The organism is Pseudoalteromonas sp. SR44-2, assembly GCF_014163745.1.
GTDB classification, from domain to species: domain Bacteria; phylum Pseudomonadota; class Gammaproteobacteria; order Enterobacterales; family Alteromonadaceae; genus Pseudoalteromonas; species Pseudoalteromonas distincta.
On record NZ_JACJDW010000032.1, the window covers coordinates 23,047 to 42,566 of the forward strand.

At 39.0% G+C, this 19,520-nt stretch carries 18 protein-coding genes; 10 read left to right on the plus strand and 8 right to left on the minus strand.

Features of this window, described 5'->3' with window-relative positions; translation table 11 throughout:
- Window positions 1-88: 88 nt before the first annotated feature.
- The 4 genes from cmk to gyrA all read right to left on the minus strand — a co-directional run bounded on the left by cmk (window position 89) and on the right by gyrA (window position 6,123).
- Window positions 89-799 carry a (d)CMP kinase gene (gene cmk, locus H5115_RS16465; RefSeq protein ID WP_002961166.1) on the minus strand — a complete coding sequence of 237 codons (711 nt, stop codon included), beginning with the start codon at window positions 797-799 and terminating at the stop codon, window positions 89-91.
- 106 nt (window positions 800-905) lie between these two features.
- Window positions 906-2,183 carry a 3-phosphoshikimate 1-carboxyvinyltransferase gene (gene aroA / locus H5115_RS16470; RefSeq protein WP_039489784.1) on the minus strand — a complete coding sequence of 426 codons (1,278 nt, stop codon included), beginning with the start codon at window positions 2,181-2,183 and terminating at the stop codon, window positions 906-908.
- Window positions 2,183-3,265 carry a 3-phosphoserine/phosphohydroxythreonine transaminase gene (gene serC / locus H5115_RS16475; RefSeq protein WP_182756355.1) on the minus strand — a complete coding sequence of 361 codons (1,083 nt, stop codon included), beginning with the start codon at window positions 3,263-3,265 and terminating at the stop codon, window positions 2,183-2,185. Before serC ends, aroA begins: the two co-directional genes overlap by 1 nt.
- A gap of 158 nt (window positions 3,266-3,423) precedes the next feature.
- On the minus strand, window positions 3,424-6,123 hold the full coding sequence (gene gyrA / locus H5115_RS16480) for a DNA topoisomerase (ATP-hydrolyzing) subunit A (protein ID WP_002961163.1): 2,700 nt from the start codon (window positions 6,121-6,123) through the stop codon (window positions 3,424-3,426).
- A gap of 176 nt (window positions 6,124-6,299) precedes the next feature.
- Between gyrA and ubiG the strand changes: the two genes are divergently transcribed.
- From ubiG to yfaE, 5 genes are all read left to right on the plus strand, one after another.
- Complete coding sequence (gene ubiG / locus H5115_RS16485) at window positions 6,300-7,010, plus strand: bifunctional 2-polyprenyl-6-hydroxyphenol methylase/3-demethylubiquinol 3-O-methyltransferase UbiG (protein ID WP_002961162.1); 711 nt, start codon at window positions 6,300-6,302, stop codon at window positions 7,008-7,010.
- A complete protein-coding gene (locus tag H5115_RS16490) occupies window positions 7,010-7,690 on the plus strand; it encodes an HAD family hydrolase (RefSeq protein WP_182756356.1) in 681 nt (226 codons plus the stop codon). The genes ubiG and H5115_RS16490 overlap by 1 nt, the downstream gene beginning before the upstream one ends.
- Window positions 7,691-8,098: 408 nt before the next feature.
- Window positions 8,099-10,381 (plus strand): class 1a ribonucleoside-diphosphate reductase subunit alpha, encoded by a 2,283-nt coding sequence (gene nrdA / locus H5115_RS16495; RefSeq protein ID WP_002961160.1) that lies wholly within the window; start codon window positions 8,099-8,101, stop codon window positions 10,379-10,381.
- Between the two features lie 65 nt (window positions 10,382-10,446).
- Window positions 10,447-11,577, plus strand: a complete 1,131-nt coding sequence (gene nrdB, locus H5115_RS16500) for a class Ia ribonucleoside-diphosphate reductase subunit beta (protein WP_002961159.1) — start codon at window positions 10,447-10,449, stop codon at window positions 11,575-11,577.
- Window positions 11,577-11,849, plus strand: a complete 273-nt coding sequence (gene yfaE / locus H5115_RS16505) for a class I ribonucleotide reductase maintenance protein YfaE (protein WP_182681337.1) — start codon at window positions 11,577-11,579, stop codon at window positions 11,847-11,849. Before nrdB ends, yfaE begins: the two co-directional genes overlap by 1 nt.
- 35 nt (window positions 11,850-11,884) lie before the next feature.
- Here the strand turns inward: yfaE and H5115_RS16510 are convergent, their stop codons facing one another.
- Both H5115_RS16510 and H5115_RS16515 read right to left on the minus strand, forming a co-directional pair.
- Window positions 11,885-12,472: a DUF1287 domain-containing protein gene (locus tag H5115_RS16510; RefSeq protein WP_182756358.1), complete on the minus strand. Its 588-nt coding sequence runs from the start codon at window positions 12,470-12,472 to the stop codon at window positions 11,885-11,887.
- A 27-nt stretch (window positions 12,473-12,499) separates the two neighbouring features.
- The gene (locus H5115_RS16515) at window positions 12,500-12,973 is read right to left on the minus strand and encodes a hypothetical protein (RefSeq protein ID WP_182756360.1); all 474 of its coding nucleotides are present in this window, start codon (window positions 12,971-12,973) and stop codon (window positions 12,500-12,502) included.
- 284 nt (window positions 12,974-13,257) lie between these two features.
- Between H5115_RS16515 and H5115_RS16520 the strand changes: the two genes are divergently transcribed.
- The 3 genes from H5115_RS16520 to H5115_RS20280 all read left to right on the plus strand — a co-directional run bounded on the left by H5115_RS16520 (window position 13,258) and on the right by H5115_RS20280 (window position 14,871).
- Window positions 13,258-13,677 carry a hypothetical protein gene (locus tag H5115_RS16520; protein ID WP_182756362.1) on the plus strand — a complete coding sequence of 140 codons (420 nt, stop codon included), beginning with the start codon at window positions 13,258-13,260 and terminating at the stop codon, window positions 13,675-13,677.
- A 565-nt stretch (window positions 13,678-14,242) separates the two neighbouring features.
- Window positions 14,243-14,500, plus strand: coding sequence for an alpha/beta fold hydrolase (locus tag H5115_RS20275; RefSeq protein WP_259396417.1), 258 nt, complete (start codon window positions 14,243-14,245; stop codon window positions 14,498-14,500).
- A 26-nt stretch (window positions 14,501-14,526) separates the two neighbouring features.
- Window positions 14,527-14,871 carry an alpha/beta fold hydrolase gene (locus H5115_RS20280; protein ID WP_310736291.1) on the plus strand — a complete coding sequence of 115 codons (345 nt, stop codon included), beginning with the start codon at window positions 14,527-14,529 and terminating at the stop codon, window positions 14,869-14,871.
- Between the two features lie 128 nt (window positions 14,872-14,999).
- Here H5115_RS20280 and H5115_RS16530 read toward each other — a convergent pair whose 3' ends face one another.
- A complete protein-coding gene (locus H5115_RS16530; RefSeq protein ID WP_002961147.1) occupies window positions 15,000-15,428 on the minus strand; it encodes a hypothetical protein in 429 nt (142 codons plus the stop codon).
- Between the two features lie 175 nt (window positions 15,429-15,603).
- A complete protein-coding gene (locus tag H5115_RS16535; RefSeq protein ID WP_182675589.1) occupies window positions 15,604-15,783 on the minus strand; it encodes a hypothetical protein in 180 nt (59 codons plus the stop codon).
- Window positions 15,784-16,061: 278 nt separating this feature from the next.
- Here H5115_RS16535 and H5115_RS16540 point away from each other — a divergent pair, with 278 nt between their 5' ends.
- Entirely contained in the window at window positions 16,062-16,451 is a 390-nt protein-coding gene (locus H5115_RS16540) for a YkgJ family cysteine cluster protein (RefSeq protein ID WP_182756364.1), read from the plus strand.
- 215 nt (window positions 16,452-16,666) lie between these two features.
- On the plus strand, window positions 16,667-19,036 hold the full coding sequence (locus H5115_RS16545) for a TonB-dependent receptor (RefSeq protein WP_182756365.1): 2,370 nt from the start codon (window positions 16,667-16,669) through the stop codon (window positions 19,034-19,036).
- Window positions 19,037-19,520 lie beyond the last annotated feature (484 nt).

Consider the following 19,520-nt stretch of genomic DNA (forward strand, 5'->3'; position numbering starts at 1 on the left):
TACGTCTCATATATTAATACCAATAAGCAACCATGCTGCATGGGGTTGTTAAAATAGCACTGGCATCCTGCTGGCGCATAAAATGTGTTTAGCTTCGTTTAGGAAGCTTACCTTCAGAGATAGCAATATCCAATAAAGTTATTACCTTATCAAACACTTGCTGTGCATTAAGATCGCTAGTATCGATCTCAATAGCATCCTCTGCAGGTACAAGCGGAGCAACGGTGCGATTCATATCGCGCTCGTCACGAGCTTGAATGTCCTGTAATAGACCACTTAGTGTAACATCAAGGCCGCGCGTATTCAACTCAACAAAGCGTCTACGAGCACGCTCTTGTGCACTTGCTGTTAAATATATTTTTAACGGCGCATCTTGAAAAACCACAGTGCCCATATCACGGCCGTCGGCAATTAAGCCATTTTCAGTGCGAAATGCACGCTGGCGACGTAATAACGCTTCACGAACGCGAGGTAATGCTGCAACTTTTGATGCCGCAGCGCCTACTTCTTCATTACGAATAGTAGTGGTGACATCTTCGCCTTCTAAAATAACTTTTCCTGCATTAGTTTGGCTATCTACCAAGAACTGCACATCTAAATTTGCAGCAAGCGGGACAAGCCCTTCTTCATTGTCTAATGCAATTTGGTGATGAAGTGCAGCTAAAGATAAAACACGATAAATCGCACCGCTATCTAATACATCCCACCCTAACTTGTCGGCTAACAAGCGACAAACAGTTCCTTTACCTGAACCACTTGGGCCATCAACGGTGATCACGGGCATTAATAACGCCTGCATTTAAAACCTCCTGCAATGCACACCTAAATAAACCGCGACATTATACGTCAGTTATTAAAATATATCTGCTATTAGTGTGTAACTTTTGTAATTACTTCTAATTAGCTTATTCACTGACTGACGCTAAAACATTGAAAAATGTAGGAAATGTTTTATAGGTACACTTTGGATCATTAATTGTTATTGGCTTTCCACCAACAGCAACCATTGCAAAACACATGGCTATACGGTGATCGTCGTAAGTATCAACAGCAACATCATTAAATGTTTCAGGTGGGGTGATCTCTATAAAATCTTCACCTTCTACAACCTGTGCGCCTACTTTACGAAGCTCAGTTGCCATTGCATATAAACGGTCTGTCTCTTTTACTCGCCAGTTATAAATGTTACGAATGGCTGTTGGGCCTTTGGCAAAAAGAGCAACAGTTGCAAGAGTCATGGCTGCATCAGGAATTGCATTGGCGTCAATATCCACGCCTTTTAATTCGCCTTTGCGAACAACTAAACGTTCATCATACCAATCAATTTTTGCGCCTACTTGCTCCATTACTTTGGCAAAGCCTATATCACCTTGAACCGATTTAGCGCCAACGCCCTTAATTTCAATCTCACCGCCTGCAATTGCAGCCGCAGCAACAAAGTAAGAAGCAGAAGATGCATCGCCTTCAACCATTATGCGATCTAATGATTGATATTGTTGACCACCTTTAACTTTAAAAGTTGCATAATCACTGTGCTCAACATTAACCCCAAAACGTGCCATTACATCAAGTGTAATATCAATATAAGGTTTAGAGACTAAAGTACCTTTAATAGTTATTGTTGTATCACCGTTAAATAATGGCGCTGCCATTAATAGAGCGGTTAAAAATTGACTTGAAATACTGCCGTCAATTTCAACTTCACCGCCTTTTATTTGGCCACCCACAATTTTAAGTGGTGGGTAGTCTTTGTGCTTTGTATAAGTAACATCACCACCCAATGCTTGCAGCGCGTCAACCAAGTGCCCTATTGGGCGCTCTTCCATACGTGGCTCGCCTATTAGCTCGTACTCACCAGCAACGGCAGCAAGTACTGCCGTTAAAGGTCTATAAGCAGTACCCGCATTACCTAAAAACAATGGCTCAGTCGGTGTATTAAACACACCACTAACACCCTCCACGGTGGCTACAGTGCGTTCATCATTTAAAGTTACATTTACACCTAATAACTTTAAGGCGCCCAGCATATGGCGTATATCGTCACTATCAAGTAAGTTTTCTACAACGGTAGTACCGCTTGCAAGTGCAGCTAATAATAAAATTCTGTTCGATAGACTCTTTGAACCTGGTAGGGTTACTGTGCCATTTACTCTAGAAATAGGTTCTAAACGAAGCTGCTCCATTAGCTGTGCTCCTTTGCAAAAGCAGCCATAAAGTCTACAAGTGCTTGAACACCTTCAATAGGCATTGCGTTATAAATACTTGCGCGCATACCGCCCACAATTCTGTGGCCTTCAAGAGCAAGTAACCCTGCATCTTTAGACTGAGCAACAAACTTATCATTTAAGCTTTCATCATTAAGCCAAAACGGAACATTCATACGTGAACGGCAATGTTTAGCTACTTTATTGGTATAAAAGCTCGATTCATCAATAAAGTCATAAAGTAGCTGCGCTTTAGCAATATTTTGAACTTCCATCGCTTTTACGCCACCATTACTTTCAAGCCATTGAAATACTTCAGCAGCTAAATACCAAGCAAATGTAGGAGGCGTGTTAAACATGCTGCCTTGTTTTGCTTCTAATGCGTAATCTAAAATGCCTGGCTTAGGTAAGCCTTCACGCTCAAGTAATGTTTTACGAACAATAACGATTGATATGCCCGACGGGCCGATATTTTTTTGCGCACCAGCGTAAATTAAATCAAATTTATTAACGTCTATTTCGCGTGATAAAATAGTTGACGACATATCAGCAACGATCGGTGCAGTTGGGTGGCTTGGTACATCAAAAATTTCTAAGCCGTCAACCGTTTCGTTAGGGCAATAGTGAATGTAAGATGCATCTTCTGGTAACACCCAATCAGCAACCTGTTTAATAGAAAACTCGCCATTGTCATCATTACGCACATCAATAGAGGTTGCTTGAGTAAACTTGTTGGCCTCGTCTGTTGCACTTTTTGACCACACGCCGTTTTCGCAATAAACCGCAACTTTGCCTTCTTGGTGTAAATTTAATGGCACAGCACTAAACTGACCACGACCACCGCCATGCATAAACAGCACTTCAAATTCATCACTGATATTCATTAGACGACGAAGGCTGACTTCACATTTAGCTGTAAGGGCTAAAAACTCTTTGCTACGATGGCTTATTTCCATCACAGACACACCTAAATCTTGCCAATCTAGAAACTCTTTTTGTGCTTTTTTCATAACCGCTTGCGGAAGCATAGCTGGCCCCGCACAAAAATTATATTTACTCATTACCTTTGCCTCATTCCAGTAATTTAACTACTAAGCATGAACGCTCAATACCCACCCACTAAACCTTTGAGTTTTAGTGAGTGAATATAACTTCACACCCTATTAATTTTTTTCAACAACATTAAAAAAAGCGGCCAAGGCCGCTTTTTCAATATCAATTATTCTGAAGGAGGATTATCATCCGCTACTTCATCAATAACCGTATCTACAGTTTCAACGTCTTCAATATCAATCAAGTCACTTTCTGTAACTTCAATCTCTTCTATACGTTGTAAACCAACTACTTGCTCTTCGTCAATAGTTCTGATCAAAATAACACCTTGGGTGTTACGTCCAACCGTAGAAACTTCATTAACGCGAGTACGTACTAAGGTACCACGATTTGAAATAATCATGATTTCGTCGTTATCATCAACTTGTACAGCACCAACAACAGCACCGTTACGCTCACTCACCTTGATAGATACAACACCCTGTGTTGCACGGCTCTTAGATGGGTAATCTTCTAGTTGTGTACGCTTACCGTAACCATTTTCAGTTACCGTTAAAATAGCACCGTCAGTTTTTGGTACAATTAACGATACTACGCGTTGATCATCGGCCATTTTAATACCACGAACACCTGTAGCAGTACGACCCATTGGGCGAACACCTTTGAAACGAATCTCAGGGTTACCTTCTTCGTCTAATACTGGGTTACCGTTTTCATCAACAACTGTTGTTTCTTCAGCTTCTTTAAAGCGTACAACTTTACCTGCATCAGTGAACAACATAATTTCGTTGCTACCATCGGTAATATCCACCCCAATCAAGCTATCGCCATCATTTAAGTTAACAGCAATAATACCGCTTGCACGTTGACGGCTGTAAGCCGTTAATGGTGTTTTCTTAACTGTACCAAATGCTGTTGCCATAAAGATGTATTTATCTTCTGCATACTCGCGTACTGGCAATATAGCAGTAATACGTTCATCAGCTTCAAGTGGTAACAAGTTAACAATTGGCTTACCGCGCGCTGCACGACTCGCTAGTGGTAACTGATATACTTTAAGCCAATATAAACGACCGGCCGTAGAGAAACACAATATAGTATCGTGTGTATTTGCAACTAATAGACGCTCGATGAAATCTTCATCTTTCATCTTCGTTGCTGACTTACCCTTACCACCACGACGCTGTGCTTCGTAATCAGACAAGGCCTGATACTTCACATAACCTTCGTGAGAAAGCGTTACGACTACGTTTTCTTCAGTAATTAAGTCTTCAAGGCTGATATCGTGAGCAGCTGCATTAATTTCAGTGCGACGCTCATCACCATATTGCTCTTTAATTTCAACTAGCTCGTCACGAATAACTTCCATTAAACGCTCAGGAGTTGCCAAAATATAAAGTAGTTCAGCAATTAGTTCTAATAACGCTTGGTATTCGGTCAAGATTTTTTCGTGTTCAAGACCTGTTAGCTTATGTAAACGCAAATCAAGAATTGCTTGAGCTTGTTGCTCAGAGATATAATATTGGCCATCGCGAATACCAAGTTCGCTTGCTAACCAATCTGGACGAGCAACATTGTCCTCACCTGCTTTTTCAAGCATACCTTGTACATTACCTAATTCCCACGGACGCGCTGTTAAAGCAATTTTAGCTTCAGCAGGTGTAGGGGATTTACGAATAAGTTCGATAATTGGGTCAATGTTTGCAAGCGCAATCGCTAAGCCTTCAAGCGTGTGTGCACGGTCACGGGCTTTACGTAAATCAAATACTGTACGACGAGTTACTACTTCACGACGGTGAATAATAAACTCTTCTAACATTTCTTTTAAATTGAAACATTTAGGTTGGTTATTAATTAGCGCAACCATATTCATACCAAACACAGTTTGTAACTGAGTTTGTGAATACAAGTTGTTTAAAATAACTTCGCCTACGTCACCACGTTTAATTTCAATAACGATACGCATACCGTCTTTATCTGATTCATCACGTAGCGCACTAATACCTTCAATTTTCTTATCTTTAACCAGCTCAGCAATTTTTTCAATTAAACGAGCTTTATTAACTTGATAAGGAATTTCGTGAACGATGATTGTTTCACGGCCTGTTTTTTCATCGGTTTCGATGTCGGCGCGTGCACGCATGTACACTTTACCACGGCCAGTTAAGTAGGCTTGTTCAATACCCTTCTTACCGTTGATAATTGCAGCCGTTGGGAAATCAGGACCAGGAATATAATCCATTAACTCTAAAATAGTTAAATCTGGATTTTGAATAAGTGCCAAACAACCATTTACAACTTCAGTTAAGTTATGTGGTGGTATATTTGTAGCCATACCTACTGCAATACCTGACGAACCATTCACTAATAAATTAGGAACTTTCGTTGGTAAAACATCAGGGATGAACTCAGTGCCATCGTAGTTAGGAACGAAATCAACCGTTTCTTTTTCAAGATCGGCTAATAACTCATGCGACATTTTAGCCATACGTACTTCTGTATAACGCATTGCCGCTGCTGAATCACCATCAACCGAACCGAAGTTACCTTGGCCATCTACTAGCATATAACGCAGTGAGAATGGCTGAGCCATACGAACTATCGTGTCATAAACTGCACTGTCGCCGTGTGGGTGGTATTTACCGATTACGTCACCGACCACACGGGCCGATTTTTTGTAAGGCTTGTTCCAGTCATTACTAAGCTCGTTCATTGCAAACAAAACGCGGCGATGAACAGGTTTTAAGCCGTCACGTACGTCTGGTAATGCACGTCCTACTATTACGCTCATTGCGTAATCTAAGTAGGAGTTTTTTAACTCGTCTTCAATATTGACTGGCAGAATTTCATTGGCGAGATCAGTCATTTGATATCACATTCCTTCAGTATCAGCTCTCAACAACCCGGTATTGGGTATTAAGAGTATTGTTATTATTTCTAACAGCCATGCTATCACAATTAATTTTAATTTACAGGCGCAAAACTTTGCGATTTATCAATTTAGCCCTATATAATGGCCTCAGATTGACGAGGAAGTATTTTATGACCGAACATCAAAATGTAGATCACGCAGAAATAGCAAAATTTGAAGCCATCGCCGAGCGTTGGTGGGACCTAGACGGAGAATTCAAACCTCTTCACGAAATTAACCCATTACGTTTAGACTTTATAGCAAACAAAACGCAAGGCTTATTCGATAAAGAAACACTCGATGTTGGCTGTGGTGGCGGTATTTTAAGCCAAAGCATGGCGCGCATGGGCGCAAAAGTAACTGGCATCGACATGGGGCAAGAGCCTTTAACTGTTGCTAAGTTACACAGTTTAGAAACTGGCGTAAATGTAGATTACATAAAAGTGCCTGCAGAAGAGTTTGCATCACAACACCCAGAGCGCTTTGATGTAATAACCTGTATGGAAATGCTTGAGCACGTTCCCGACCCAGCATCTATCATTCATGCCGTAGCTGCACTTGCCAAACCAGGCGCAGACGTGTTTTTTTCAACCCTGAACAAAACACCTAAAGCATATTTATACGCTATTGTTGGTGCTGAAAAGCTTTTAAAAATGGTGCCTGAAGGTACACACGACCATAAAAAGTTTATAAAACCTGCGCAGCTCATTGCATGGGCAGAGCAAGCGGGTTTAAAAGTTCGTGCAAGTACAGGCCTTTCTTATAATCCACTATCAAAGCAATATACGCTCAATAGTGACGTTAGCGTAAATTACATACTGTACTTTGAGAAGTTAGCTTAATGGCTAACTCTCAAGCCCCCCTCCCCCTTATTGAGTACGATGCATTTTTATTTGATTTAGACGGCACTCTACTCGACACCGCTGATGATTTAGGTACGGCTTTAAATGCAGTTCTCATTAATAATAAAATAGAGCCAGTTAGTAGTGATGTATACCGCCCTGCGGCATCTAACGGCGCAGGCGCATTATTAGAGGCTGGTTTTAAAGAGTTATGGGACACACAACCTCAAAGCGAACTTATTAAGCAATTAGTTGACGAATACGCTGCAAACATAGCAAATCACACGCATTGCTTCAGCGGTGTTGAATCGTTGCTTATTGCCCTTGATCAGAAAAAGATCAAATGGGGGATCATGACTAACAAACCAGGGTTTTTAACTGATCCTTTAGTGGCAGCAATTCCCGCATTGAAAAATGCTAGTGTAGTAATAAGTGGCGACACCTTAGCTGAAGCTAAGCCATCCCCTTTACCGCTGCTACATTGTGCAAAGCTTATGGGAGTGCAACCAAAACGCTGTTTGTACATTGGTGATGCACAGCGAGACATACAAGCAGGCAAAGCCGCAGGTATGCGCACAGCAACGGCACTTTGGGGCTACATACCAAGTATTGATGAAGCCAACAGCTGGAATGCTGATTTTAACTGGCAAAGCCCAATTGATGGTTTTAACCATATATAGTGCCATGTTAATTAATAAACACTATATATTGTGATTGTGTTAGTTTTTACGCAAAGCTTGCTGATAAAAAAAGCAGTCAAAATTTATTTTTAAAATGCGTAAATTTAGCAGATCATTAGTTGATTTTTGCATATTTCAACTTAAATGATTGTTCGAAGGTGAGTGTCTACTAACACAAATACGTTATCCCGAAGTTATCCACAAATAGGGGCAATTATGTCCCTTGCAAAACAACTCAGACCACACTATCTTGTGATCTCTAAATTGAACAACACCAGATATTGTGGCCAAATGTTATTCAATTAAATTCGCAAATATGGCGAAACTTATAATAAATGAGTATATACCTTGCCTCGGCGAGGTATAAAGCATTGGTCAAAATACATAATTCCCAAGGAATACAGGCAAATGAACCAACAGTTATCTGTAAGCAAACGTGACGGGCGTAAAGAGCCTCTTGATCTGGATAAGATCCATCGCGTTATTGAGTGGGCCGCCGAAGGTTTAAACAATGTTTCGGTTTCGCAAGTTGAATTAAAGTCGCACATTCAGTTTTACGACGGTATTCGTACTAAAGACATTCACGAAACCATCATTAAAGCAGCAGCGGATCAGATTTCAAAAGAATCGCCTGATTACCAATACTTAGCTGCACGTTTAGCTGTATTCCATTTACGTAAAAAAGCGTACGGTCAATTTGAGCCACCACGTTTATTTGACCACGTAACAAAAATGGTTGGCGATAAACGCTATGATGCTCATTTACTAGTAGATTACACAGAGCAAGAGTTAGATGAGCTTGATGCATACCTTGATCATTCTCGCGATCTTAACTTTAGCTACGCTGCTGTAAAGCAACTTGAAGGTAAGTACCTCGTTCAAAACCGTGTATCGGGTGAAATATACGAAAGTGCACAGTTTTTATATATTTTAGTTGCGGCAAGCTTATTTTCAGATTACCCACGTGAAACACGTACTGATTACATTAAACGTTTTTACGATGCAGTATCTTTATTTAAAATATCTCTACCAACGCCAATTATGTCGGGTGTACGTACGCCTACTCGCCAGTTTAGCTCGTGTGTATTAATTGAATGTGGCGACAGCCTTGATTCAATCAATGCAACGTCGTCAGCTATTGTTAAATACGTTTCACAACGTGCGGGAATTGGTATCAATGCAGGTAGAATACGTGCGCTAGGTAGCCACATTCGTAACGGCGAAGCGTATCACACAGGTTGTATCCCTTTTTATAAGCACTTTCAAACAGCGGTTAAAAGTTGTTCACAAGGTGGTGTACGTGGCGGCGCAGCAACATTATTCTACCCGCTTTGGCATTTAGAAGTAGAGAACCTACTTGTACTTAAAAATAACCGTGGTGTAGATGACAACCGCGTTCGTCACCTAGATTACGGCGTACAGTTTAATAAACTAATGTACTCTCGTTTAATTAAAGACGACTACATTACGTTATTTAGCCCATCAGATGTGCCTGGCCTTTATGATGCATTTTTTGAAGACCAAGCTGAGTTTGACGCACTTTACGTTAAATACGAACAAGACGAGTCTATTCGTAAAAAACGCATTAAAGCCATTGAGCTTTTCTCTATGTTTGCGCAAGAGCGTGCAAGTACTGGTCGTATTTATTTACAAAATGTGGATCACTGTAATACGCACAGCCCATTTATTTCTAAAGTTGCCCCAATTCGCCAATCTAACTTATGTTTAGAAATTGCATTGCCAACTAAGCCACTTAATAACGTGAATGACGAAGAAGGCGAAATTGCCCTTTGTACACTTTCTGCGTTTAACTTAGGTGCAATAGAGTCACTTGATGAGCTTGAAGAGCTAGCTGAACTTGCAGTACGCGCACTTGATAACTTACTTGATTTTCAAGACTACCCTGTACCGGCTGCTAAAAATGCAACTATGGGTCGTCGTACACTAGGAATAGGCGTAATTAACTACGCATACTACCTAGCTAAAAACGGTAAACGTTATTCTGATGGCAGCGCTAATGCATTAACACATAAAACCTTTGAAGCTATTCAATATTACTTAATGAAAGCATCGAACGAGCTTGCTAAAGAGCGTGGCGCATGTCCTAAGTTTAACGAAACAACGTATTCACAAGGTATTATGCCAACAGATACGTACAAACGTGATTTAGATAAAATTTGTGATGAGCCACTTCATCTTGATTGGGATACACTACGTGCAAGTATTAAAGAGCACGGTATGCGTAACTCAACACTAAGTGCGTTAATGCCATCAGAAACATCGTCGCAAATCTCTAACGCAACTAACGGTATTGAGCCACCACGTGGACATATTAGCGTTAAAGCAAGTAAAGACGGTATTTTAAAACAAGTTGTTCCTGAGTATGAGCGTTTAAAAGATCAGTACGAGCTACTATGGGACATTCCATCAAACGATGGTTATTTACAGCTTGTTGGCATAATGCAAAAATTTGTTGACCAAACAATTTCTGCAAATACAAATTATGATCCAAACAAGTTCGAAGGCGGTAAAGTACCTATGCAAGTCTTATTAAAAGACTTACTAAGCGCGTACAAACTAGGTGTTAAAACCTTGTATTACCACAATACTCGCGATGGCGCCTCAGATTCACAAGAAGATGCTCCAGAAGTGGAAGATGACGATTGTGAAGGCGGCGCGTGTAAAATATAACTGCTGATTTTTATTTTAAGCGGGCATTTAGCCCGCTTTTTCTGATAGTTTTTTGAGTGATAAACATGTCTTATACTACTTTTAGCCGAAACCATAATAACCAAATGCAAGAGCCAATGTTTTTTGGCCAAACTGTAAACGTATCTCGTTACGACCAACAAAAATACCCAATTTTTGAAAAGTTAATTGAAAAGCAACTGTCTTTCTTTTGGCGTCCTGAGGAAGTAGATGTAAGTAAAGACCGTTTAGACTTTCAAGCATTACCAGATCACGAAAAGCATATATTTTTAAGCAACTTAAAATACCAAACACTGCTTGATAGTGTACAAGGTCGTTCGCCAAACGTGGCTCTACTTCCAATTGTATCGCTACCAGAGCTTGAAACATGGATAGAAACGTGGGCGTTCAGTGAAACAATTCACAGCCGTTCATACACGCATATTATCCGTAACGTAACACAAGCACCTGAGCTTATTTTTGATGACATTGTTAGCAACGATAAAATTAGCGAACGTGCTGATGCCGTAACTAAATACTACGATGACTTAATTAACTCTGTATCGCTTTACAACTTATACGGTGAAGGCAAACACGAGATTAACGGTAAAACAGTTATCATTAATTTATTTGAGCTTAAAAAGAAACTTTACCTGGCTATGATGTCGGTAAATATTCTTGAAGCGATTCGCTTTTACGTAAGCTTTGCATGTTCGTTTGCATTTGCTGAGCGCGAGCTAATGGAAGGTAACGCTAAAATCATCAAGCTAATTGCACGCGATGAAGCACTTCACCTTTCTGGTACTCAGCATATTTTAAACATTATGCAAGACGGTAAGGACGATCCAGAAATGGCGATTGTTGCTGCCCAGTGCCGCGACGAAGCAATTAAAATGTTTGTTGATGCTGCAGAGCAAGAAAAAGAGTGGGCCGAATACTTATTTAAAGATGGTTCGATGATTGGCTTAAATAAACATATTTTATGTCAGTACGTTGAATACATTACCAATGCACGTATGACTGCAATTGGTTTGCCAGCACAGTTTGAAAATAACAGTAACCCTATCCCGTGGATAAACTCCTGGTTAGTGTCTGATAACGTGCAAGTAGCACCACAAGAAGCAGAAATAAGCTCATACCTTGTTGGTCAAATTGACTCTCAAGTTGATGCATCAGAATTTGGTGATTTTGATTTATAATGAGTAGCAAGTCTACTGCAAGCATAACGCTTGCAGAAAACAGCCAGTGTATAGAATTTACCGCTGGCTGCCCTTCCCTTTTACACTGCTTAGAATCCATGAAAATAGACGTCGCATTCCAATGCCGTGAAGGCTATTGCGGCGCTTGTAGAGCAACTTTAGTGTCAGGCAGTGTTGAGTATAACGAAGAGCCACTTGCGTTTGTACGCGAAGGCGAAATACTGTTGTGCTGCTGTAAACCCAATGGCAATGTAAGTATTGATCTGAAATAGAAATCAATACTTACATCCATCGTTTATTAAACTTATCAATAGTGTGGAACGAACCGGTAATGTCCGGTAATTTTATAATCAAAAAGCATATCGCTTTTTTGCGGACCACGCCCTATATTATGCACAATAAGTGGGTTACCCGTATCTTGAGATAACTCATTAATCACCATACCTATATGAGGTAAATTACCTGGTAACATCCACGTTACTATATCGCCGGTTTTATAATCACTCACTTTGTTGGATATACTCAATACGTTTGCATGGCGCTCAAAGTAAGCTTGTAAATTTGGAACACGTCGGTGATCTATATTTTTATCAGGCTTAGTTAAGCCCCAAATACGTTTAGATGGATACAGCGCAAAGTTTTTTTGCATGTCTTCATGCACGAGTTTCTGTAAATCAACACCTAACTTTCTGTAACTTCTAATTATTACATCGGTGCACACACCTATATTTTTAGGTACATCCCCACCAGGGTAGCCAATAGAGCGATAAGCGCCGTCGTAAGTCACATCATGAGTTGTACGCTCAAGCAAAGCTGAAACAATATCTTCTTCAAACGATGCTGCATTACTATTAATACACGCTAAAGTAAGTAAACACCCAATAATTCTGTACATATAAACTCCTTTCAACCTAAAATTGAGTTACAGCGTTTGAGCTACGTGCCTAAGCACGTCTATTTTATTGCCTCTACTTGCAAATTGCGTATCCAGCGCATATGCCATTTTTTCAAGCGGAGCGTCATTGTATCCTACATGTTGGATTTCGCTAATGTAACGCATCATAAACGCGTCTGGACCAAGTTTAAGCCACTGCGCTACATGCACAAGCTCATGAAAATGAACCCTCAAATCTTTTGCAACCTCAGGAAGTAGGTAATAGGTATTTTTATACGTTATACCCGCCGCGTCCATATCGACAAAATCACCTAGGCCCATTTCTCGCAGACCCGCAAAGTTTGGCTTTGGTATTTGATCTACAACAACGTAATATGCGTTTTTTAAAAACTCGGTAGGATAAAACCCATCAAATTCATTACTGAATTTATCACAACTCACTTTTTGACTACTGTATTTTAAATTTGTAGCGTCAATCCAATTTTCTATCTGTTTTAGCACAGCTAATCTCCTAAAGTACAAATGCAACACACCATGTGTAAACAGTAACCTAATATTGCAGTAAATCTTTTAACTAGCACTTTTACTATTAACACCTCGCAACTAGCTAAGAAAATAGAACGCATAGAATATCTAAACAAAAAGCGCTTAATCAAAATTATCATATAGGCATCAGCGGTCTATAAACAGTAAAAACCTTTTATATACTTTTTAAAGTGTTATTATTTGTAACTAAAATAGTAACACTTAAAATCATGTATAATTTTATTAATACACTCTTTCACATGAAAGTAATACGTTTCAGTCTTATTGTCTTACTGGTCATATTAAGTAATACAGTAAATGCTGAAAATATAAAACCGTTCACATCAGATGGCTGTAGTGCTTTTCCGGATGGCACCACAAAAGATAAAAAGTTGTGGCTTGCATGTTGCAAAGCGCACGACTACGCCTACTGGCAAGGTGGCACTTATTGGCAACGTTTAGAAGCAGATAAAGCCTTGCAACAGTGTGTTATTGAAGCCGGCGAAACGAGTATAGCAAACCTTATGCTTGTTGGAGTTCGATTTGGTGGCAGTCCTTATATACCATCGACTTTCAGATGGGGCTATGGTTGGCCCTATCCTAGGTTATATCAAGCATTAACAGCTGATGAAATTAAGCAAATTGCTGCTTTAAAAACGGTATCAACTCAAACCAATTAACACATTGTGAAAAACTGGGTTATGCAAATAATATCAAAAGGAATTGAATCACTATGCTAATACTGCTAAGTATCATTTTAACTTTGTTTCCAACAGTAATATCTTATTTTGTTTCACGTAATTACGCTAAAAAGGCTAAAGCTACTAATAAAGGTGCTTACATCAGAGCAGTGCTTTGGCCTAGTGTTTTCTCGTGGACACTATTTGCTGCTGTTGGGCACGGTGCAATAATCTTCCCCTTACCTTCAACGTTTGCGCTCGTGTTATATATGTTTCTATATGACGAACGTGGTATCTATTTCCATCCTCACATATTTTTAAGCCCAACGATTCCAATAGCCGTTTATTTAATAAGCTATTTCAAATACAAAAAAGCGGCCAATAAAGAGCTAACGCCCTAGCCCACTGTTGGCTCATCAGTATCTTGTAAGGTCCAAAGCTTCACTTACTCCTGCTGTACACTTCTTTGCTGTGAAACTACAACGTTATTATCTGAATATAAATGTGTAAATAATAGGTCTAGTAAATTAATAAAGCGTCATTACCAAAAATAACGAGTTTACTAATGCACCTAGATATACAAAAAAGCCTTAAAGTAAAACCTGCTCACATCGTCTCATTTATTGTGTTTTTATTAATTTCAATATCTACGTTTACCGCTCAAGTATATGCAGCTGATGCTGTATGGCCTTCAAAAACCACTTACAAATATGTAAATGTAAACGGTAAAAAGATATTTTACCGAGAAGCTGGCGCGCAGCATAAGCAAACCATTGTACTTTTACATGGTTATCCGTCGTCTTCCACAGCTACCGAGAATTGATCCCACTCTTATCAGGTCGTTATCATGTGATTGCACCTGATTATTTAGGCTCTGGTTATAGCGCACGCCCAAACCCAAAAACTCAAAAATATACTTTTGAATTACTAGCTCAATACGTTGAAGGATTACTAACAACACTTAAAGTAAAGCGCTACAGCCTTTATATACAAGACTTTGGAGCTCCTGTAGGCTTTAGAATGTTGTTAAATAACCCAAATAAACTTGATGCTCTTATTGTACAAAATGGTAATGCATATTTAAAAGATGTACCGAACGCTGAAATACATTTACTCGATTCAGGACACTTTAGTGTTGAAGAAAAACCAGTTGAGATTGCAAAGTACATTGTGAACTTTATGGATAAGCTATAAATAGCGGAAATAAAAAAACGCTGAGGGTATAAACCATCAGCGTTTCATTAAATTGTATTAACTTAAGCTAAATCCAAAGAAATAGTATTTAATATGGATAGCTGTCTGAGCTAGTAAATTTTAAGTATTTAACCTTCTTCTTCAATAAGTGACTCTAGTAGATCGTGTATTTCAGCTTTAAGCTCTTTGTCTTCAATTTTATTAGCACTAACCTTAGCATTTTGAAGATTTTTAATAGCCTCGTCTTTTTGACCAAGTTCTAGCTGCAGTGTAGCCATTGAAAAAGAAACTGATGACATGTGATCTTTGTTATTAATCGCAACAGACTTTTCTAATGCTTTTTCATAAGTCGTGATTGCCTCTTCTAGCTCTTCGGTAAAATCAGCCAAAGTTTCCCATTGTACTGGGTGATCTTTTGAGGTATTTTCGTTTTCAATACAAATCGCTTTTAATTGAGCAAATAAAGATTCAAATTTTTCTCGGTTATTTTTGTTAGCCGCCGCCATTAAATCTTCTGCTAGGTCATGTACCGCTTTATATATTTTTGTATTCATCATCACTGGTTATCCTTTAGTGCAACTAAACTAATTTACTGACTCAATTTAGCTAAAATGTATTTAAACAACTGATTTATTTAATTTGGTGTATAGCGTAATAATACATTAATAATCAACATCGCGTAGGCGTTAAACACACTGTAATTAAACTTTATCGCAATTACTCTTAGTAACCTCATACACCGAATAAACTTGAAACCCAATCCAACGTAAAGATGGTCGTAAACACTTTAAGTGCAATGACAACTATAAATAATAAGATGATTGCCGCTTTGGCTTTGCTACTTTTGAGGTTGTTCCAATATAATAACTTTGCATTAAATTCCGTTTTTAACTTAGTAACAGCTTCTTTCATAATTACATCCTACTTAGGGATCCCGCTCAGCAACATTTAATAACTACATAGCTGCCAATCAGGTTTCATAATATTTTTCGCCACCTTAGAGTAAAGCATTAAATAAAGCCTGTACTATATAAAATGTAACAAAGAGTTTTAACTTAAGTTATTGTATCTAACTTTTTTACACACCCAAAAGCAAACAATGGGGCAATTCAGTAGAGCGTTAATAATAAATTTGGTGCTACACTAATACCTAACTTAAATGTGTTAACAGCCAACTAAATTAGCAAATTATGAAAGAGTGCAACCAGTGTGGTAAATGCTGTATTAAATATGGTGGCGGCGACTTAAGCGCAACGGAAGAAGAAATAGGTTTATGGGAGCTCTTTAACCCCGAAATTTATGAGTACGTTAAAAACAACGAAATTTGGTTTGACCCAAAAACAGGCTTAAGACTTCAAGTGTGCCCATTTTTAGAAATTACGCCTAAAAAGGAGCCTCTCGCTAAAAATATGTATACCTGCAGTATTTACCTTGACCGTCCAGAAGACTGCCGTCACTACCCTAGCCTTATTTCAGAGATGATCCGCGACGAATGCGAAATGATTGAATCTATAGATATAACAAACCAGACAAAAGCGCAGCATAAACTAGATTTGATAATGATAGATAGCCGCTCTTAAATACCCAGATAAACCTGCAGCACTATGAGTCTCGCACTTAAATAAATAGGTATTTCTATTAACATACCTATTATTATAATTTTTATAAAATTGGTTTAATCGTCATTTTTAGATCATTCATCGCAAAACACAAAGTTATACTATAACATTGTTGATTCACTGATTTTGCGGTGTTATATTATATCACAACATAATAACCGCGAACCAATATATCCATGACAAAGTTAACATTAATCTCCTCTGCTATTTTTTCTGTTTTATGTTCTCAATCAGCTTTGGCTGCCACTGTTACTGGTAAAGTAATGGATGATAAAAATCAACCAATCAAAAATGCCTCAATTCATGTGCATGGCAAAAACCAAAGCGTTAAAAGTAACGATTTAGGCGAATTTGCTATAGAAATCGATGCAAATAGCCAATTACATATTAGTAAAGACAACTACGTAGACTCTCGTATTGCTGTAAGCGAATCTTCAAATAATCTGTCTGTGTCACTTAAACCAACATCAGTTGAGACAGTGGTTGTTTATGCCTCTGCACTTCATAAAAATAGCCTCGAGATGATATCGCCAGTAAGCGTGCTCTCAGGTGATGAATTAAGAAATAAATCAAAACCAACTCTTGGTGAAACTCTAAAAGGTTTACCAGGCGTAAATGCAAGTTACTTTGGCCCTGTATCATCAAGCCCAATTATTCGTGGTTTAGATGGCCCTCGCGTTAAAATCACACAAAATGGATTAGATGCCAGCGATGCATCACGCATTGGCCCAGACCACGCAACATCAAGCGACAGCCTAGCAGCAGAACAAATTGAAGTATTACGTGGCCCAAGTACCCTACTTTATGGCTCTGGTGCAATTGGCGGTGTTGTAAACGTGGTTGATAACCGCATCCCTACAGACAATATCGACGAGCTTACGGGTGCTGCTGAATACAGCCACGATACAGTGTCAAACTCAAACACAGTAGCTGCAAAACTTGAAACAGGTAATGAAGGCTTTAACTTTCATTTTGATGGCACTAAGCGCAGTGGCGATGATTACCAAACACCTACCTTTACTATTGCCGACGATGATGGCGATGTAGAAACAGAGAATTCTGTAGAAAACACATTTATTGATAGCGAAACACTTAACTTTGGTACCAGCTATGTTGGCGATCATTTAACGATTGGTTTTTCATACGGTAGCATTGATACTGATTACGGTATTCCTGGGCATGAGCATCATCACGATCACGAAGGTGAAACTGAAGAAGAGCATGCAGAACATGAAGATGAAGCAGCTGAAGAGCCAGTTTATGCACATTTAGAGCAAGATCGCTGGCAAGGGCTTGTAAGTTACGCCCTTCATAATAACTGGATTGAAACCATCAACCTACGTGTTGGCTATACAGATTACTCGCACAGCGAAATTGAAGATGGCGAAATTGGTACTACTTTTAAAAATAAAACGACTGAAGCACGTTTAAATGTAGAGCATAAGTTTGCTGATTGGCACGGAATGATGGGCTATCACTACAGCGATTCTGACTACGATGCAATTGGTGAAGAAGCATTTACACCTGCAAGTGTAACTACAACTAACGCATTATATTTACTAGAAGAGCGTGAATTTGGCGACGTTACAATTGAACTTGGCGCACGTGTTGAAGATTACAAAATTGAAAGCCAAATCACGGCACACGAGCATAGCCACGATGAAGTAGAAATAGATCACAGCGACGAAGAAACCATTGGGTATAATGAAAGTTTTACCAATTTAAGTGCCTCTGCTGGTGCCATTTGGCAATACAAGCCGGGTCATAGTATCGCTACGAGTATTTCTCATTCAGAACGAGCACCGCTTTCGGCAGAACTTTTATCTAACGGTTTACACATCGCAACTGGCACGTACGAGCTAGGCCTTGGTTACAATATTGAAGATAATGAAGCGCATTTTGAGCCAGAAAATATCAAGCAAGAAACTTCAACAAACTTAGATTTAAGCTTTAGACGCTTTAGCGGTGATTTTGGTTACACCGTTAACTTTTTCTATAACGATATCAAAAACTTTTATTTTCAAGAAAATACGGGTTTAGTTTACGATGAAGAAGATGGTTTAGAATCAGCTATTGGTGCACATGACGATGCTGTTGCGGTTTATCAGTTTACAAGTAAAGACGCAGAGCTTTATGGAATTGAGTTTGACGCGCATTACCAAGTAACACCAAGCGCTATGGTTAAAGTATTTGGTGACTCAACTCGTGCAAAACTAAAACACGACGAAGGTAATTTACCACGTATCCCTGCCAATAAATTAGGCTCTGAGTTACAGTACGATTTAGGTGACTTACAACTAACATTAACGGGTACTCATTACTTTGATCAAAACGATGTAACTGCCTTTGAAACTCAAACTGATGGCTATACGTTATTTGATGCACAAGCTAATTACCAATTAGGTTTAGGCAGTGTCGATGCACAGCTGTATATAAACGTTGATAACATTACTGATGAGTTAGGTTTTGTACATAGCTCATTTATTAAAGATAAAGCACCACTACCAGGCAGAAACTTCCGCTTTGGTGTTCGTGGCTATTTTTAATAATTAAAAGTAGTTTTAGTTTATAAACCGCATTTTATTAATGCGGTTTTTTTATTTTTAGAATATATAATATCGATCGGCAATAATACTTGATCAATTCAAGGGATTAAACTTTGCACTAACTGCGTAAAAAATTATGAAATACGACTGCATGGATGCAAAAGGTAGAGCAATGCAGGAGCAATTAGTGATAACAATTAGTTAAAAAAGTTTTTGCCTTGTTATCAACCCTATTTTCTTAGCGCAAAATAGATCACTTAATTAGGGCCTGTTGATCTTTGCGGATTAAAATTTGTTCAAACTAGGGGCTATTTAATCGCGGCGCGAGGTTTGTAACCTAGTGGGCTAAGTAAAAACCGAGCAACAAAGAGTAAATAGCCCCTAGAAAGAACCCTTTGGGCAGCGCCTGTTTGGCATTAATGCTACGTTATCGCCCATTTATGGGGAATAACCACACTACATAGGCTCTGCCTTGCCTAAATAC

Coding starts and splice junctions, on each gene's coding strand:
- H5115_RS16510 (WP_182756358.1), bottom strand. CDS start 12,472: ATGTACAGAATTATTGGGTGTTTACTTACTTTAGCGTGTATTAATAGT.
- aroA (WP_039489784.1), bottom strand. CDS start 2,183: ATGGAGCAGCTTCGTTTAGAACCTATTTCTAGAGTAAATGGCACAGTA.
- nrdA (WP_002961160.1), top strand. CDS start 8,099: ATGAACCAACAGTTATCTGTAAGCAAACGTGACGGGCGTAAAGAGCCT.
- gyrA (WP_002961163.1), bottom strand. CDS start 6,123: ATGACTGATCTCGCCAATGAAATTCTGCCAGTCAATATTGAAGACGAG.
- serC (WP_182756355.1), bottom strand. CDS start 3,265: ATGAGTAAATATAATTTTTGTGCGGGGCCAGCTATGCTTCCGCAAGCG.
- yfaE (WP_182681337.1), top strand. CDS start 11,577: ATGAGTAGCAAGTCTACTGCAAGCATAACGCTTGCAGAAAACAGCCAG.
- H5115_RS16540 (WP_182756364.1), top strand. CDS start 16,062: ATGAAAGAGTGCAACCAGTGTGGTAAATGCTGTATTAAATATGGTGGC.
- cmk (WP_002961166.1), bottom strand. CDS start 799: ATGCAGGCGTTATTAATGCCCGTGATCACCGTTGATGGCCCAAGTGGT.
- H5115_RS16530 (WP_002961147.1), bottom strand. CDS start 15,428: ATGATGAATACAAAAATATATAAAGCGGTACATGACCTAGCAGAAGAT.
- ubiG (WP_002961162.1), top strand. CDS start 6,300: ATGACCGAACATCAAAATGTAGATCACGCAGAAATAGCAAAATTTGAA.
- H5115_RS16535 (WP_182675589.1), bottom strand. CDS start 15,783: ATGAAAGAAGCTGTTACTAAGTTAAAAACGGAATTTAATGCAAAGTTA.
- H5115_RS16545 (WP_182756365.1), top strand. CDS start 16,667: ATGACAAAGTTAACATTAATCTCCTCTGCTATTTTTTCTGTTTTATGT.
- H5115_RS16520 (WP_182756362.1), top strand. CDS start 13,258: ATGAAAGTAATACGTTTCAGTCTTATTGTCTTACTGGTCATATTAAGT.
- H5115_RS20275 (WP_259396417.1), top strand. CDS start 14,243: ATGCACCTAGATATACAAAAAAGCCTTAAAGTAAAACCTGCTCACATC.
- H5115_RS16490 (WP_182756356.1), top strand. CDS start 7,010: ATGGCTAACTCTCAAGCCCCCCTCCCCCTTATTGAGTACGATGCATTT.
- nrdB (WP_002961159.1), top strand. CDS start 10,447: ATGTCTTATACTACTTTTAGCCGAAACCATAATAACCAAATGCAAGAG.